The following is a 17771-nucleotide window of genomic DNA, read 5'->3' on the forward strand; positions in this document are numbered from 1 at the left end:
GGCGGCATCCAGGGGCATACAACCCCATCCAACAGGCATGGCGGCGTCAAGCTCATCGGCCGGTATCAAAACGCACTTTTCCTGCGCCCACAACCCCGATAATTAACTGCCGGTAAAGCATCATTGCTCCAAAGTCCCGCCGCCCAGTGCCACGTAGAGATCCACCAGATTCTGCACTTCAGCCCGCCGGGTCTGGATAAACGCCTGCTCTGCGTCGAACAGACTCCGCTCGGCATCCAGCACCTCGATATAGTTGACCACGCCTTCCTGATAACGCTTGCGCGCAAGATTGACCACGCGCTGCAAGGTCTCGGTATTGCGGCGCTGGGCGTCGACCTGCTCGGCCAGATAACGCCGACCTGCGAGCGCATCGGCGACCTCATTGAAGGCGGTCTGAATGGTGCGTTCATATTCGGCAATGGCAATATTGTCGCGCGCCTGGGCGACCGTCAGGTTGCCGCGGTTACGACCAAAATCGAAGATCGGCAGCGTAATACTCGGCCCGATACTCCAGGTTTCATTACTGCTGCTGATCAGGTTGTCCAACTCGCTTGAGGCATAGCCAAAACTGCCGATCAGCGAGACCTGGGGAAAGAAGGCTGCGCGCGCAATGCCGATATTGGCCTTGGCCGCGATCAGGCGCTGTTCGGCGGCGAGAATATCCGGACGGTTGACTAGCAAACTGGATGATAAACCCGCATCCAAGGCCGGCGGGCTGGACTGCTGCTCCAGCGATAACGGCTCTGGCATAGGCTCTGCAACCACACCCCCGGTCAATACCGCCAGCAAATTCTGATTTTCTGCGCGGGCCAGCATGATACTCGCCAGCTGCGTTTCGGCCTGTGTCAGCAGAGCTTCTGCCTGGTTAAAGTCCAGGGCCGACGTGATACCCGCATCCAGGCGTACCTTGGCGATGCGCAACCCTTCGCGCCGGCTGATCACGGTGGCCTCAGCCAGCGCGATACGCTCCACTGCCTCTCGCAGCCCCAGGTAGGTGGTGGCCACATCACGGATCAGCGAAAGACGGAAAGCGCGTTGCGCTTCGATGCTGGCAAAGTATTCCGCGCGGGCGGCGGTGGACAGATTGGCCACTCGACCCCAAAAATCCAGCTCGAATGCCGAGACCGTGGCGCTGACCGAATAGGTTTCGCTGATCGAACCGCCCCTGCCTGCTACGCCGGCCGCGGTGCCCTGGTTGAAACGCCCACGGGTGGCATCGGCGCCAATACCAAGCGAGGGAAAGCGTTCGGCGTTCTGTACCCGATAAAGCCCGCGCGTCTCCTCGATACGGTACACCGCGGCCTGAAGATCGCGATTGTTTTCCAGCGCCTGGCCAATCAGCACCTGCAATTGTGGATCAGCAAAAAAATCTTGCCAGGGTAGCTCTGCGGCGACGAATCCGCGCTCGTCCGTTAAAGACTCAGCGTCCGGATAGGACTCCAGAACCGGCGAATCAGGACGCTGATATTCCGGAGCCAATTGACAGCCAGCCAGCGCCAGCGTCAGGACACAGGGAATGAACTTATGCATGCCGTGGCTCCTTCTCATCAGCCGGGCCCGGCTCGTCTTCATCCATCTCGGCGCCTGGAGGCTTCTTGCGGGTCAGCCAACGTCTGACCGCCAGGTAGAACAACGGCGTAAAGAACACGCCCAACACCGTGGCCATAATCATGCCGCCCATTACCCCGGTACCTACCGCAATGCGACTTGCCGCCCCAGGGCCGGTGGCAACAATCAATGGCAGCATGCCAAGAATAAAGGTCAGCGAGGTCATCAGGATCGGCCGCAAACGCAGTTTGACGGCGGCCATGGTGGCGTCCATCAGCGACTTGCCCTTGCCTTCTTCCTCAATGGCAAACTCGATGATCAGAATGGCGTTCTTGGCTGACAAGCCGATCACCGTGATCAAGCCGACATTGAAGTAGACGTCCGATGGCAGCCCGCGTGTCATCGAAAACAGCACTGCGCCGAGCACGCCCAAGGGCACAACCAGCAACACCGCCAGTGGAATAGTCCAGCTCTCGTACAGCGCCGCCAATACCAGCAGAACGATCAGAATTGACAGCCCCATCAACGCGCCTACCTGACCAGATGCCTGCTGCTCCTCGTAGGACAATCCAGTCCATTCAAAACCAAAGCCTTCCGGCAGGTCCGCCGCCAGACGCTCCATTTCGTCCATCGCCTCGCCGGAAGAACGCCCAGGCGCCGCGCTGCCGGAAATGGTCGTGGCCGGGTAGCCGTTATAGCGCTGCAACTGAGGCGAGCCCGCCGTCCAGGAAACTGAAGTAAAGGCACCAAAGGGCACTATATCGCCCTCATCGGTACGCACGGTGAGATCCAGCACATCTTCCGGGGTCATGCGGAAAGGCGCATCAGCCTGAAGCATCACCCGGTGGATGCGGCCTTCCCGACTGAAATCGTTAGCGTAGGCACTGCCGAAGGTAATGCTCAGCGTGGAATTGATATCACTGATCGACAGGCCCAGTGCTCGTGCCTTGATCCGATCCACATTGACGCGCAGGCGCGGAGCTGTTTCTTCACCCTCAGGCCGGACCCCGGTGAGCACCTCGCTCTGACTGGCCGCCGCGAGCAGTTGATTGCGTGCCTCCAGTAATGCGTCGGTGCCAGCACCGGAGCGGTCCTGCAACTTGAAGGTAAAACCTCCAGCCACACCCAGAGAGGGAATCGACGGCGGATTCAACACAAAGACAGTGGCATTCTTGATAGTGCTCAACGCTCCCATGGCTTTCTGCACCAGAGTCTGGGCGCTGTTTTCCACGCCTGGCCGTTCATCCCAGGGCAGCAGGCTGACAAATGCCATGGCGTGTGCCTGGCCTTGGCCAAAGAAGCTGAAACCCTTGATAAACACCACGTTATCGACCTGGGGTAACTGGTCGTAATAGGCTTTAACCTCTTCCACGACCAAGTCAGTACGGTCGGCGGTAGAACCGGAAGGGCCCTGCACCGCAGTAATCATCGAGCCCTGATCCTCGGCGGGGATGAAACTGCCCGGCAAGCGCAAGAACAGTAGGCCGGCGATCACCACCAAGGCGACGAACAGCAGAAGAAAGCGCAGAGGTCGAACCAGGATGGCGCCCACACCGCCCTGGTAACGCGACGTTGTGCGCTCGATAAAGCGGTTGAAAGGCGCGAATATCCGTTTGCCTAGCGGCGGACGCCCACCCTCGGGAACCGGCGGACGCAAGAGCGCTGCGCAGAGAGCGGGAGTCAGTGACAGCGCCAGAATCGTCGACACGCCAACCGATATCGCCAGCGTCACCGAAAACTGCCGATAGATGCCGCCGGTAGAACCGGGGAAGAAGGCCATTGGCAGAAACACCGCGATCAATACCAGGGTGGTACCGATCACCGCCGAAGTCACTTGGTCCATCGCCTTGACGGTAGCCTTGTAAGGACTCAAGCCCTCTTCTTCCATCAAGCGCTCGACGTTCTCGACCACCACGATGGCATCGTCCACCAGGGTACCGATAGCGAGGATCATCGCGAACAGGCTCAGCAGATTGATCGAAAAGCCGAACAGCCACAGCCCCATGCAAGCGCCAGCCAACGCGATGGGGACGACAATGGTCGGGATAACGGTGGCGCGCCAACTCTGCAGAAACACGAACATCACCAGAAATACCAGCAGCATGGCGATAGACAAAGTGATCAGCACTTCCTTGATTGATGCGCTGATAAAAGGCGTGCTGTCGTAAGGAACGATCCAACCGATGTCTTCGGGGAATCCACTCTCCAGTTCAGCCATGCGGTCCTTCACGCCCTCCGCGACTGACAGCGCATTGGCACCTGGGGTCAATTGCACCGCCATACCCGCGGCTTGCTGACCATTGATTTCCAAGCGGGTCAGATAGCTCTCCGCACCAAGCTCAATGCGAGCGACATCATCGAGACGAACAGCCGAGCCGTCGGAATTGGCCCGCAGAATGATCTGCGAAAACTCCTCGGGCTTACTCATCCGGCCTTGGGTCTGAATGGTCGCGGTGATTTCGATATTCTCGGCGTTAGGCAAATCACCCAAGGCACCACCCGCGGACTGGCTATTCTGTTCGCGCACCGCTGCAAGGGCATCGGCTGGAGATAAACCGAAGCTGGCGAGCTTGTCAGGATCCAGCCAGATACGCATCGCATATTGCGTGGAAAAGTCTCTGATATCGCCCACACCGGGCACTCGCCGGAGCTCATCTACGACCCGGGCCGAGGCAAAATTGCCCAATTCCAGAGCCGAGTTTTCACCGTTCTTGGACGTCAGCGCGACAATCATCAGAAAGCTGGAGGATGCCTGGTTAACCTGCACTCCCTGGCGCCTGACCTCCTCGGGCAACCGCTGCTCCACGCGACTGAGGCGGTTCTGCACCTCCATCTGCGCGTTGTCTATATCAGTACCGGACTCGAAGGTCAGTTCAATAGAGGCGCTACCGTTCGAACGGCTTGTGGCCTGCATGTACAGAAAGCCTTCAACGCCGTTCAACTCCTGCTCGATGATCTGCGTGACGTTGGTTTCCAGCACCGAGGCATCCGCCCCCGGGTAGGTCACGCTGATGCTCAGTGAGGGTGGCGCAATGCTTGGATATTGCTCCACGGCCAGATCGTTCAGCGCCAGCAACCCGCCCAGACCGATAATCAGCGCAATAACCCAGGCGAAGACCGGGCGTTTGATAAAGAAGTGCGGAGTCATGGGGCGTCAGTCCCCTCACTTTCTGCTCCGCGAGCTTCGTCAGCGCTGGCCTGTGAAGGCGCGCCGGGCGCACCCGCATTGGACTTCTCAGCTTCAGCAACCCGCACTTTCTGGCCGGGACGCGCCTTCTGCAGCCCGGAAATAATCACGCGATCTCCAGGCTCCAGTCCTGAGGTGATAATCCATTTGCCGTCGCGCTGCGCGCCCACCTCGACGGGTCGCACCGTCACAATATCTTCCGCATTGACCAGCCGCACCGTCGGACCCTGCTCAGTCATCTGCACTGCGCGCTGGGGCAGGATCATGCCCTCTTCGCGGGTACCTGCCTGAATGCGTGCGTTGACAAACTGGCCGGGCAATAACAGGCGGTCAGGGTTGGGAAATTCAGCGCGCAAGGCTACGGTGCCGGTCGCCTGATCAATCGTCATCGCGTAGAAATTCAACTTGCCGACCTGGTCGAACTCACTGCCATTTTCCAATGTCAGCGTGACTGCGACATCCCCATTCTCCGGACGCGTCAGTTCCCCGGACGCCAGCTGTGAGCGAATGGACAGCAGTTCTGAGCTGGATTGGGAAAAATTCACGTAAACCGGATCGAATTGTTCCACGGTGGTCAGCAATGTGCCGTTGGCGGCACTCACCAGAGCACCTTCGGTTACCTCCGCGCGCCCGGCGCGGCCGGCGATGGGAGAACTGATTGTGGTGTAGTCCAGGTCCAGCTGCGCGGCATCCAGTTGCGCCTTGGCCTGCGAGACATCCGCCTGCGCGGTGCGCAGACGAGCGACCGCGGTGTCGTATTCCTGTTGGCTGATCGCCTGCTCTTCTACCAAGCCTTTGTAGCGCTCCACGTCCTGAGCCGCGTTGGCTGCGGTAGCCTGGGCACGATCCAGTGTTGCCTTGACTGCGCTGAGGCTGGCCTGCATCTCACGCGGGTCGACGGCGAACAACTCTGCGCCAGCCTCCACATCACTGCCTTCACGATACAGCCGTTGCTGAATAATCCCGTCGACCCGCGCGCGAATTTCCGCTGTGCGCACCGCCTGTACGCGGCCTGGCACTTCAATGATGTTGTCCACCGCCTCAGTACGCATCACCTGAACCTGGACCTCCGGCGCCGGTGGCGCCTGAGCAGCTGCCGGTCCAGCCTCTTCGCTATCACAAGCGCCCAGTAACAAAGCCGAGAGAAGGAGCAAGGCCCTGGAGGCGGTTCGATCGCGCATTGAGTAATCCTTTTGATAATAAGGTGGCAGAGCTCTACAGCGTGCTGGCCCTACAAAGCCCAACTTGGTCAGCAAATGCAGCCGCTGCAATTATGCCATTGGCACGCCAAGCAGAACTAGACAATCAACTCTAGTTTTATCTCCAGACCCGACTGAGTTGCTACAAGGCGTGTCTGCTTGCGCTGACGAAGTCTATCGTGGCGCCCTTCTCAACGACCTGCGTAAAAGACTCAAACCAATTAACGCCAAGATCACGTGCAACAGTCCCAGCAGCGCCACCACAGCGTGCTTGACATCGTTGCCGAACAATCCAAGCAGTTCCCATTTATGCAGATAACCGAAGACCCAGCCTTCAAGCCGATCAGCATCCTGCACGCGGGCTGCCAGAGCGCCGTCCAACGGGTCGATAAACAGCGTGGTATGGGCAGCGTCGGTGTATTCCCGCTTGAACACTGGCAGACGCTTGAACACAAAGCCGTACTCATGATCGAAGCCGTGCTGCATCGCCGGCTCGCCGCCCTCGCCCAATCCCAGCACCTGGGCGTAATGGTCCAGTCGCTCGCTAGCGTAGCGGCGCGGGGTGTCGTCGGTCATTTCATCGCCAGTTGCGTTCAGGTAATGCAGGCTGTCCATGACGCCGTACTGATTACCCTGCGCGCGCCACACCGGCTGGCCGTCAAGCGCGATCAGGCTGAGTTGGTAGAGGCTTTCGCCGGGCAGCAGCCATGCCTGCTCGGGCGCCGCAGCCAGGTCAGCAACAGCAAAGCTGGCGTGAAAAGGCCTGGGCATAGGTTCGGCACGCTGCTTATGCAGCAGGTGATAGGCGCCGCTGCTGGCAAAGCTCAGCGTTGCCAGCGCCAGACCGAGCCCGGCCCAACCATGCCAACGGCGTATTCCGCTTGCCGCACGCTTGCGCGCGACGAATATACCCAGCCCCAGCAGGGTTGCTGACATAACGCAGGCCAACAACACAAACATCAACAGCGGCCGCAACGGACCAGCCGCTTCCAACCAACCGAAACTGTGCAGCGTCTGAAAAAAACCACTGAACCAGGCCTTGCGCTGATCCACCAGTGTGCCAAGCCGATCATGGTAGAGATCAAGGTACAGTCGCAGCCGGTTTTCCCGGCCGGTATCCACCCGCGCCACCGGCAGCAGCCGATTGATAAAGGCATATTCCCCGTCGTAACCGGTTAGCGTGCCGGCATAGGCCAAGGGTTCGTCTGATGCCAGATAATGCCTGGCCAGGGCTTCGGCGTGCCGGGCCAACACGTCAGCGTTGTTGCCGTTGCGGGCATGCCAGTAGCGTGGCTCGTCGGCGCTGGGCAGACGCGCCTGATAGTAAGGCTCGCCCTCGATCTGCACCAATCGCAGGCCCTGCACCTTGTCTATACCCGCCGCTCCCAGCACCGCCGCTGGCGCGAGCAGCTTATCCAGCGGCAGGGCCTGTTGCGGTGGCGACATAGTCGCGGGACGCGCCTGCATAAAGCTCATCAATGGATGGAGCATGCCGCTACCCGCCCAACTGAATATGCCGACGCAGGCGAGTATCGCCAGCCGCCGATGCCAGGGCATCAACCGAAGTAACCATTGCCGCCAGCGCGGAGCGCGCGCCCCGCTGACGGCAGCGTTGTTCATAGCCGCCACTCCAGGCCGGCGAACAGACCGCGACCGTCGCCGGGCATGAACTGCGCGCTGTCAGCGCCGTCAGCATCGGCCACCACGCCAGTCGTAGCGACGTAGTTGCGATCTGACAGGTTGCGCCCCTCAACAAAGAAGCCCAACCCCTGCCTCTGCCGATAACCCGCTTTCAGACCCCAGGTCGCATACCCTTCGGCGTATAACGTCTCGGCATGATCCACTGCGTAGTGACTTGGCACCCACTCGAAGGTCGGACCGGCATACCAGCCGCGTTGCTGCCACAGCGCCTCGCCTTTGATGAACTGACGCGGAACGCCAGCCAGGCGGTTGCTGCCATACACCGGATCATCGTCAAAACGGAAGTCGTTGAACAAGTACTGCCCACGTACGACCACCTTGCCAAGCGTCAGCGCGCCGCCCAGCTCGAGCCCCTGATGCAGCGTGCGATCGGCGTTCACGGTACCCTCAGGGTCGCCGGCGGCATCGTTCAGCGCCAATAACTCATCACGGATCTCGCTACGGTAAGCGGCCAGATCAAGCTCCAGGTTGGCACGGCTCCAGCGCAGGCCGACTTCCAGCGTATTAGCCCGCTGCTCGTCGTTGGCGCTGATCAACTGCCCGCCGGTCAACTCGCTGAAGGTCGGTGGTTCGACACTCTGGCTGATATTGGCGAACAGCTGCACGCCTTCGGCCAGATCATGCCGTACCCCCAGCCGACCCAGCTCGCCGCGGTAGGTGTTGTTGAAGGACTCATCCTGCGGCACACACACCGCGGTGACGAAGGCGTTACACTGCAGCCGATCATCGACATCACGCTCCTGACGCATCCAGGCCAGCCCGCCGATTACCGCCCAGCGCTCGGCTACCGACACTTCCAACTCGGCAAAGGCATTCAGGTTGCTGGCGGTCTGGCGTAACGCGTTAACACGCGGGCCTTTCTGCCCACCCAGGTTGATATAACGCTGATCGGTATTGCGCCCTTCCACCACCTCGGCGCCCATGCTCCAACGCCAGCCCGCATCATTAGCCCAACGATGCGTCAGCCGAACGCCCATATCTTCCGTGTCCACGTCCAGAACCTGAAAGATCGGATGAAACAGGGATTTTTCGCTGTAAAAACTGCTTAGCTCAAGGCTGTGCCCGCCGTCGAGGGCCAGGACCGTCATATTGCCCAAGCGGTTAAGGATGAAATCGCGGCGATTGTCGCCCGCCACACTGCCTGGGTTTGCCTGGCGCGGGTCGTCACGCAGTTGCGCTCGGGTCAGGCTACCGGGCAAGGCCGAATCGGTATCCACATGGGTGAGATAGAAGCGCGTGGAAATGCGCCGGTTAATGCGCCCGCCCAGATTGGCAAATAACCGCTGGTTTTCCTGCTGCGCGTGCTCGCGATAGCCGTCCTGCTCAGAATGCGACAGGCTGACGAACCCGTCCCAGTTGCCAAAGTCCTGGGCGAAGGCGCCATACAATCGACGGTAGCCAAAGCTGCCACCTTCGTAGCGCAAGTCTACGGGCGCAGCGGTCTTGCCCGTCGGGCTGACGAAATTGATCGCCCCGCCGAGGTTGGTCGCGCCATAGCGCCAGGCGTTGGCGCCGCGCATCACCTCAATGTGGTCACTGGCCAACGGCTCGATACTCTGGAAGTCGAAACTGCCATCGGCCAGATTTACTGGCACACCGTCCTGCATCAACAACAGGCCGCGGCCGTGGAAGGTGCGCTGCAGGCCTGAACCACGGATCGAAAGCCGCGCCTCCTCAGCACCGAAGCGCGGCTGCACGAAAACACCAGTAGTCAATCCCAGCGCATCCTGCAGAGTGCTGCTGCGCCCGGTTTTGTAGGTCTCGGCATCGACGATCGAGGCACCGCCCGGAATAGCCGCGAAGGTGGCCCGCTTGTCTCTGAGCGTGGGTGCGGTCGGATCGCTCTGGCGGCTGACCGAGACCGTCTGATCGGGTAAACGCAAGATGTCACTTTGCGCCTCGGCGTAAGCAACAGGGTGAATGGCAACGCAAATGCTGCAGGCCATCAGGCCTGACCTTGAAAGACAATCCATGGTAAATCCTCCATACGCCTGTACCCGCGCTCAGTCGCGCAATCTAGCCAGGCGTTGATTCGCTTAAACCGTTATCAGCAGCTGCCGGGCAAAGCGCCAGACAGCGGTATAGGATTCAGGCGAACAGCGGAGGAGCTCGAGGATTGGCTGGAGGCCAGGCGACACGGTGGGGCTTGTTCGCCAGAAACAGATACAACGCAGGTGGACTATGGCGTAGTGCCAACCAGCCCAGCAGACCAAAAAAAGCGGCGAGCGCCAGCGCTACGAAGGAGGACACCAGGGAGCAGTCGACGCTGGCAGTGGCGCCAACCGCGGAGGGATCGAGTAAAAGGTCTACGCCCGACAAGCCGGGGTTATCGGTATTACAAAACAGGATTCCAGAACCATTGAGCTGTAACGCAGACATCTGTCCGTGCCCCATACTGCAATGGAATGCGCTGAGCATGATGCAAAAATACAGCATCAGGGCAACATGGGCGCGTTGGGATCGGGTAATTGTCATGCTCGAAATATAGCACCGAGCATTTCGCCCGCGCTATCACTGCTTCAGCTTCGTTGCTGCTTCAAGCCGCGCCGATTCGGCGCTTTGCCAGGGGCAAATATGAAACCTGCGGCAGGTGCCGCAGGCCGACTGAGCTCAGACGTAAGCCTGATCACCAAAGCCTCGAGGCAAGCGCTGAGTACCCGGCATGGCTGTCAGTTTGTCGGTCCAGAAGCCACGCCAATCAAATGTTGGCTGCTGGGTCTCGGTTTTCTTGACTGCCTTGGTCTTGCTGGCAGCGCGGCGTTTAGCGTTGCGCGAGCGGCGCTGCGCTTCCTGGAATGCTTCAGTCCGGCGGCAGTTGCGACATTTGACGCGACTGACCTTATTGGTGGACTCCAGATGCGAACCTTCACTTCCACAGGCGAGGTGCCCAGCCGTTTTGTAATGAGTAACCATGGGTGATTCTCCTTCCCAATGCCGTTTTCATGAATCTGGTTCAGCCAATGGGAAGGCTGTTACAGACTCGTCCGTTGAACGGTCACGATCCCGTCATGGGTTGGACAACTCATCACCTGCCCGGTTCGATAGCCCAACTTTGCGGATACTGAGGTGATCGCGGCAGGCGCAGATCAATTACCCGTCGTTCCTCCAGGCTTACCGGCGGTTTCTTTACATCGGCAAAAAATTCGGCCGCCAACTCGGCTATCAACCCCGAATCGCGCGCCTGAACCAGCAAGCCCTGAAACAGGGTATGCAGCTCGAGATCAGTCGGTGACACGTACATGATGTGGTCCTGGTCGTAAACCAGCACCAGATTGCGCTCTACGTCCAGGTCCGGATGAAGGCGCCATTCCTCCGCCATTTCGTGGGCCCCGCGTGGCAGATAATCCATCCCCCGATCCTGCGAGGCGACCATTTCATACAGTCGTTTCCAATCTCCGCCCAGGGTCCGTAACGGCAAATCATTCGCTACCCAGATATCGTTATCAGCCCAGGCGACACCCAAGGCGGCGACTAAGCCCAACTGTCTGAAATCCTCAAGCGTCTGAACCTTGTCATAGATGACCTGAGCGCCCTTGGGAATGAACAAAATACGCTGATTGACCAGATCGTCAGTCATGCCCACATTGACCGGCAGGAACCTTCCATCACGCTGCGGCGTTCGCCCCAGAATAAATGCGCTGATCTCGCCGTGTTCGAGCATGACCTCCAGACGCGTGGTTGGAAAATTGCCCACATTGTGAACGCGCACGCTGTGGCCTTGCTGTTCAAGTGTGCGGGTCAGTAAGCTGGAAATATAGGCAAAGGCTGCCGGCGTGCCGCCAAGATGAAGCACCACCTCCTTGGCTGACGCGTCGGCCGAGCGCAGCGGCGCTGCGGAACCACTCAAGTCTGTACCGGCTGAGGCAGCGTGGGCGAATGCTGCTACAGATAACAGCGCTAGCCAGGAGCTGGCGGCCGATAATATGCGATGGAAAATCACTTCACGTCCTTGATGACAGCCAGTAAGCCAGCATGCGGCTGGCGAGCCGCGCATGATAAGCAGTTTAGCTGGCCAAGTCCCTCTCTGCGTCAATCGGCCGCTAGCGACAGTCAATCCTCGCGGGTCAACACTTCCAGAAGCTCGACTTCAAATACCAGGTTTGAGTTCGGTTTGATATGGGGGCCGAACTGGCTGGCACCGTAGCCCAGATGCGCCGGGACAAAAAGTTTGCGCTTACCGCCAACCTTCATGCCCATCATGCCTAGATCCCAGCCTTTGATTACCCGCCCGGTACCTATCACACACTGGAAGGCCTTGCCACGATCATAGGAGGAGTCGAACACCGTCCCGTCTTCCAACATGCCTGTGTATTGGGTCGTGATCAATGCGCCCTTGACTACTTCCTTACCCTCACCAACCAGGATATCGGTTACTTCAAGCTCTTCACTCATACATCACCTATTCATTGGGGTGCTCAAACTGTGACTGGTGGACAGCTGCTGTGGTCACAATTAACCTCTGAGCTCCAATTGGGGATCGAGTTTCGCCGACAAGTGCAAATTGCCGTCTTTCTCCAAACGCACGCCCGGCTATTTTTCCGGCTCCGGGTGTCCTCACCCACTTCGCTCTCTAGCGGCACAGCTGATCACTCGCTCAGTCCCTGTAACCCGGCCCGCTCGATCACATAGCCGAGGCTATCGAAGTTGATATTGGCGCCGGAATTGATAGCAACCAGCACCTGATCACGGCATTGCTCGCGAGCCACATATTTTTTCAATCCGGCCACTGCCAGTGCGCCAGAAGGCTCCGTGATAGAGCGCGTATCATTGAAAATATCCCGCAGCGCCGCGCAGGTTTCATCGGTGCTGACGGTAATCACTTCATCAACCCAGTGCCGGCACAGGGCGAAATTGTGCGCGCCGATCTGGGCCACGGCCACACCATCGGCAAAAGTGCCCACCTTGGGCAATACCACCCGTTTACCCGCCGCCAACGCTTGCTGCAGGCAGTTTGAATCCTCGGGCTCCACACCAATCACCCGGATATCCGGGCGCAAGTACTTCACATAGGCCGCAATACCGGCGATCAGGCCACCGCCGCCCACCGGGACAAATATCGCGTCCAACTGGCCGCTATGCTGCCGCAAGACTTCAACACCAACGGTGCCCTGACCGGCAATCACTGCCGGGTCGTCATAGGGCGGGACGAAGGTCAGCCCGCGCTCTTCGGCCAAAGCCAGCGCAAAGGCCAGCGCCTCGGGAAAAGCATCACCGTGCAGCAGTACCTGAGCGCCCCGGGAGCGTACGCCGTGAACCTTGATCGCTGGGGTGCTGACAGGCATGACGATGACGGCGACGATCCCCAGTTTCTGCGCTGCCAATGCCAGACCCTGAGCATGATTACCGGCAGAAGCAGTGACAACGCCCCTGGCGCGCGCCTCTGCACTCAATCGCGAGACCTTGGTATAGGCTCCACGGATCTTGAACGAGAACACCGGCTGCAGGTCTTCACGCTTGAGCAATACCTGATTACCGAGCGCCGCCGTGAGCCGTGCCGCCGGCTGCAACGGCGTTTCGATCGCAACGTCGTACACCGGCGCGGACAGGATTTGCGTGACCGTATCGCGCAGCAGTTGCTGGCGTAGCCCCGGGTCGTCGCCGACCGTATCCGGATCGGAAAGCGAACTCGCGCCCGCAGGCCAGGCTCGAGCGGAACTCAGTTGGAAAGAGGAAAGTGACATGCTGTCTCCCTAATCGATCTTTAGCCCAGGAGACAGAAACAAAAAACCCGCCTCGAAGGCGGGTTTTTCAGTGGCCGAAAGTCAGCCCGCCAGTACTGGAATGGCGGTCATAATCATTCGGCTGAAAAATGCATTTGTGTAAGTCATGGGGTGAATCTATAGCGCTCTGGGAAGAGAGTCAAGATGCCGATCAACTCTGCTAGCTTTTGATCAGTACCCGGTCATCTCCAGATAACCCTCGCCCTGATGGGAGCCGGCAAACCGCACTGGCCCCTCCCAGTAGGGAATGCCGGTGCCCATCCAGGCCTGATCGTTCAGCGCTTCGGTGGTGACATCCACTCCCCGCGAAGGTACCTGAAGGCGCCAGCGCGTAGGCACCTCGCGCTCGGCCACGGTGACGCTATTGAGCGGCTGCATGCTGATCTGCTCACGGCGCAGCGGCGTGGTCTCACCTGCGGCGGTGATCCAGGTGCCAGAGTAGTAGTGGTCGCCTGCATCACTGCGCAGACGGAACAACATCAACTTGTTGCCAGCGTCCATGTGCAGTGAAAACCAGTCCCAGCCCTGCTGATCTGCGGCCAGCGGTTGGCTGCTCCATTCCCGGTCCAGCCACGCCTGGCCGCTGACTTTATGGGTCTGCCCCTGCCATAGAATCTCGCCTTGGACCTGATAAAACGGCTGACTCATATACCAGGAGGCCTGGTCACTTTCAGACTTGCGGCTATAGCCCTCCTCGCCCTGCAGTACCAAGGGCAGGTCGGAGGTCAGCTGCAGCTGATAACTGAAACCCTCGCCGCTGGCCCTAACCCGCAGGGGGCTTAAACGCTGATTGGCCTGGCCTTGTAGAGACCAATCGTCGATCCAGGCTTCAAAGGGCTTCAGCTTGACCCCCGCCTGACCGACGCCGCCCCGGGCCAGGCGATCAGCATGCAAATGGCCATCGGCATGGGTCAGGGCTGCATGCCCGAGCCAGATCTGTTCGCTCTGCCAACCGGCCTCTGCCTGCTCCGCAGTCTGTGCGCTCAATGCCTGGCGAAACAACGTCCATTGTGCGCCCCAAGGCTTGCCTTGCTCATCGGTAAGGTTGGCAGTGACGTACCACCACTCGATGCGGTAATCCGGGTGCGCGGCGTGATCGCGCGGCAGCACGATCGGCGCGCCTGGCACGACCGGAGTAAAGCCGTGGGATGCCTGCCCCAGACCGGCAAAGCCGGAGCTTGGCGGCGGTGGCGTTTCTTCGCAGCCGGCCAAGACAAGCAGCAGCACAGCGAATCCCACCAGCGTCACGCCTCTCAGCTCAGCTTTCATTGGCAAAACTCCTGAGCAGGCTGCCTGGCTGCGCACGTGCGATACGCCATACCGGCCCCAGACTGGCCAACAGCACGGCCGCCAGCGCGAGCCCGACCAGGATTGCCCACTGCGCCGGGAACCAGTGCCAAGGCAACCGCCAGCCAAACGCCTGCACATTGACCACATCAATCAGACACCAGGCCAGTAGCAGCCCTAACGGAATCGCCATCAAGCAGGTGAACGCCGCCAGCACCAGCATTTGCAACAGACTCAGGCCGGCCAATTGCGACGGCCGCAAGCCCATGGCCCATAGCGGCGCCAATTGGCTCAAGCGGCTATCGGCCAAACTGAGCAGACTGGTCAACAGGGCGATGGCGGCGACGCCCAGCGTCAGCGTATTGAGTGCGGCGGTCGCGGCGAAGGTCTGCTCGAAAACGTCACGCGAGTAGCGTTTCAGCGAGGCCTGATCGATGACCCGATTACCCGCCAGGGCAAAATGGGTTTGCAGCTCGCTCGCCAGCTCGGCAGCCCGGCCCGGTGCGCTTAGCACGCCAAGACTGGTAATCGGCTGATCAATCCAGCGCTGGGTCAGCGCCGTAGCCGAGACCAACAGTTGCCCGCGCGGATTGCCATAATCGGCGTAGCGACCCAGCACCTTCAAGCGCCATTCACCGGCGGGCGTAGTCACCACCAACTGATCCCCCAGCGCCAGCCCCAGGCGATAGCCCAGCTGTTCGCTGACCATAGCGCCCTGCCCGGCAGCAAGGGCCGTCCAGGCGCCAGGCACGGACTCAAGCAGCGGCCAGGTCTGGGCATACAGCGGGTGGTCAATCACGCCGCTGAGTTCGGCCGGCCAGCCCGCGATGCGCGTATCCAGCTGCCAACTGGGCAGCTGCGCGCGCACCTCCGGGCGTGCCTGTAACCAGGTCGAGATCTCGGCCGCCTGCTTTGCGCTTTCCGGGCGAATATAGATATCCGCAGCCAGACGCTGATCCAGCCAGCCGGTAAAGGTCTGGCGAAAGCCTTCGGTCATGCTGCCGACGCCGACGTTGGCGGCCAACGCCAACAGCAGAGCCATTAACGCCATGCTCAGACCGGACAACTGCTGCTGACTGTCGGCCCAGAACCATTGCCCAATCGGTCCCCGCGCCGAACGCGCGCCAAGGCGCAACATCCCTTGGAGAAACACCGGCAGGAGCCAGGCCGCTCCCAGCAGCAGGCAGGCCAGCAGCGCAAACCCGGCCAGCAAGCCGCTACCAAACTCTATCAGCAGCAGCGCAGCACTCAGCAGCAGCACACCCAAAGCGCTCAAGCGCGCCACCACGCGACCTTGGGCTTCGCGCCAGGCCTGCGGCCGCGCCCAGGCCAGTACCGGCATGCGCAAGGCGGTCAGCACACTACTGCCGCCGGCCAGCAAGGTGCCGAGCAGACTCATACCCAAGCCGGCCAACCACCAACCCGCACCCAGTGACAACTGCCCGGCCACCTGTGCACCGTAAAGGCCACGCAGACTGGCCGCCACATCCCCCATCAGCAACCCCGCCAGCGCAAAACCGCTAAGCACTCCCAGACTGCCGCCGATTAGCGCCAGCAGCACCAGCTCAACCAAGAGCGCCGCCACCAGCATGCGCAGACTGGTGCCGCAGGCACGCAAGGTCTGCATCACGCCACGGCGCTGTTCCATCGCCAGCCCGGCGGCCGCATGTACGATAAACAGCCCGACAACAAACGCCAACAGCCCCAATGCTGTCAGATTGAGATGAAAACTCTCGGTCAGCCGCTGCAGATCCGCCTCGTCCCGGGACTCCCAGATCAGCGGCAGGTTATTGGCAATGGCCGGCTGCCCGGCAGCGAACTGATTGTCGACCATTAGCTCGCTGAGCAAACCCGGCTGGTTCAGCAACTGTTGCGCGCGGCCTATGTCCACGACCAGCATGCCGGGCGGCATATCGGCAACCACCTGCAAAGGTGGCAATACCTGGCCATCAGCGAGCGTCAGCGGCGTGGCGGCGTTCACGCCCAGATCAGCCAAGGTATCGGCTGCGACCCAGGATCGGCCGGGAGCGCGAATAAATTCCGCCAGGGCGTCGGTACTCTGCATACCAGTCGCCAGCGCCCCACCGCTCGGCAAACTCAGAGGGTCGATACCGGTAAGTTGCAGCCGCCGTTCGCCCCCTGGCGTAGCCACGCTGACACTGCCCTGCAACACTGGCGACACCGGCCACCCAGCGCGTCGCAGTTCGGCAAAACGCTGCTGCGGGATCAACTGCCCACCCGGGCTGACCAGCACGGACTGGCCGCTGCCGCCGAATAGCTGCGCAGCACGATCATAGCTGTCACGCGCCTGGCTGTTGAGCGCCTGCACACCGGTCCAGAGCGCGGTCGCTAACCACAACCCGACCAACAGGCACGCCGCCTGCAGCGGATGCCGACGCCAGTGACTGAGCAGACCGTGCAGCGTCCAGCCCAGACGTCCGAGCACACCGCCGCTCAACGACCAGCTCCCTGCACACGGCCGTTGCTGAGCAAGATCTGTTGATCGAGTCGGCTCGCCAACCGCGAGCTGTGGGTGACCATCAACAGGCTGGAGCCGACCTTGTCGACCAGCGCCAGCAGCAGGGCCATTACCTCATCGGCGGTGCGCTCATCCAGGTTGCCGGTGGGTTCATCTGCCAGGATCAAAGCTGGGCGCAGGGCCAGTGCGCGGCCCACCGCGACCCGTTGCTGCTGGCCTCCGGAGAGTTGTTCCGGGTAGCGCTGCAGCAACACCTCCAGGCCGAGCTCTGCCGTCAGCGAGGCCTGCCATTCGGCATCCAGCCGGCCGGCCAGGCGCGCCTGAAAGGCCAGATTGTCGGCAACCGTTAGCGAGGGAATCAGATTGAACTGCTGAAAAATCACCGCCACGCTGTCACGCCGATAAGCCGCACGGGCCGCCTCGTTCAGTGCGTCGAGGCGCTGCTCTCCGACCCGAACCTCGCCACTATCAGCCTGATCCAGCGCGGCCACCAGGTGCAGTAGCGTACTTTTGCCGCTGCCGGATTCGCCCATCAGCGCCAGGGTCTGTCCGTGCGGCAGCTGCAGATCAACTCCATCAAGAATCTGCAACCGGCCCTGGGGACCGCTGTAGCTTTTACGCAATCCTGTAATCTCAAGCATACCGGTGGG

At 60.6% G+C, this 17771-nt stretch carries 12 protein-coding genes and 1 pseudogene; all 13 read right to left on the minus strand.

Annotated elements, in window-relative coordinates; translation table 11 throughout:
* Positions 1-120 precede the first annotated feature (120 nt).
* Positions 121-1530, minus strand: coding sequence for an efflux transporter outer membrane subunit (locus EAO82_RS19895; protein WP_096346838.1), 1410 nt, complete (start codon positions 1528-1530; stop codon positions 121-123).
* A complete protein-coding gene (locus EAO82_RS19900; RefSeq protein ID WP_096346839.1) occupies positions 1523-4696 on the minus strand; it encodes a multidrug efflux RND transporter permease subunit in 3174 nt (1057 codons plus the stop codon). The genes EAO82_RS19895 and EAO82_RS19900 overlap by 8 nt, the downstream gene beginning before the upstream one ends.
* Entirely contained in the window at positions 4693-5916 is a 1224-nt protein-coding gene (locus EAO82_RS19905) for an efflux RND transporter periplasmic adaptor subunit (protein ID WP_096346840.1), read from the minus strand. Before EAO82_RS19905 ends, EAO82_RS19900 begins: the two co-directional genes overlap by 4 nt.
* A 192-nt stretch (positions 5917-6108) precedes the next feature.
* Complete coding sequence (locus EAO82_RS19910; RefSeq protein WP_096346841.1) at positions 6109-7554, minus strand: hypothetical protein; 1446 nt, start codon at positions 7552-7554, stop codon at positions 6109-6111.
* A complete protein-coding gene (locus tag EAO82_RS19915) occupies positions 7551-9581 on the minus strand; it encodes a TonB-dependent receptor family protein (protein WP_096346842.1) in 2031 nt (676 codons plus the stop codon). Before EAO82_RS19915 ends, EAO82_RS19910 begins: the two co-directional genes overlap by 4 nt.
* Before the next feature lie 142 nt (positions 9582-9723).
* Positions 9724-10110, minus strand: a complete 387-nt coding sequence (locus EAO82_RS19920) for a DUF2946 family protein (protein WP_096346843.1) — start codon at positions 10108-10110, stop codon at positions 9724-9726.
* A gap of 135 nt (positions 10111-10245) precedes the next feature.
* The gene (locus EAO82_RS19925; protein ID WP_096346844.1) at positions 10246-10548 is read right to left on the minus strand and encodes a hypothetical protein; all 303 of its coding nucleotides are present in this window, start codon (positions 10546-10548) and stop codon (positions 10246-10248) included.
* A gap of 112 nt (positions 10549-10660) precedes the next feature.
* Positions 10661-11482, minus strand: a complete 822-nt coding sequence (locus EAO82_RS19930) for a hypothetical protein (RefSeq protein WP_143520326.1) — start codon at positions 11480-11482, stop codon at positions 10661-10663.
* Between the two features lie 203 nt (positions 11483-11685).
* A complete protein-coding gene (locus EAO82_RS19935) occupies positions 11686-12027 on the minus strand; it encodes an FKBP-type peptidyl-prolyl cis-trans isomerase (RefSeq protein ID WP_096346846.1) in 342 nt (113 codons plus the stop codon).
* A 212-nt stretch (positions 12028-12239) separates the two neighbouring features.
* Positions 12240-13208 (minus strand): annotated as a pseudogene (ilvA, locus tag EAO82_RS19940) (threonine ammonia-lyase, biosynthetic); the annotation flags it as partial.
* A 318-nt stretch (positions 13209-13526) separates the two neighbouring features.
* Positions 13527-14624 carry a lipocalin-like domain-containing protein gene (locus tag EAO82_RS19945; RefSeq protein ID WP_096346848.1) on the minus strand — a complete coding sequence of 366 codons (1098 nt, stop codon included), beginning with the start codon at positions 14622-14624 and terminating at the stop codon, positions 13527-13529.
* Positions 14614-17100 (minus strand): ABC transporter permease, encoded by a 2487-nt coding sequence (locus tag EAO82_RS19950; RefSeq protein WP_231703251.1) that lies wholly within the window; start codon positions 17098-17100, stop codon positions 14614-14616. Before EAO82_RS19950 ends, EAO82_RS19945 begins: the two co-directional genes overlap by 11 nt.
* Positions 17097-17762, minus strand: a complete 666-nt coding sequence (locus tag EAO82_RS19955; protein ID WP_096346906.1) for an ABC transporter ATP-binding protein — start codon at positions 17760-17762, stop codon at positions 17097-17099. The genes EAO82_RS19950 and EAO82_RS19955 overlap by 4 nt, the downstream gene beginning before the upstream one ends.
* Between the last annotated feature and the right edge of the window lie 9 nt (positions 17763-17771).

This window comes from Halopseudomonas pelagia (assembly GCF_009497895.1).
GTDB classification, from domain to species: domain Bacteria; phylum Pseudomonadota; class Gammaproteobacteria; order Pseudomonadales; family Pseudomonadaceae; genus Halopseudomonas; species Halopseudomonas pelagia_A.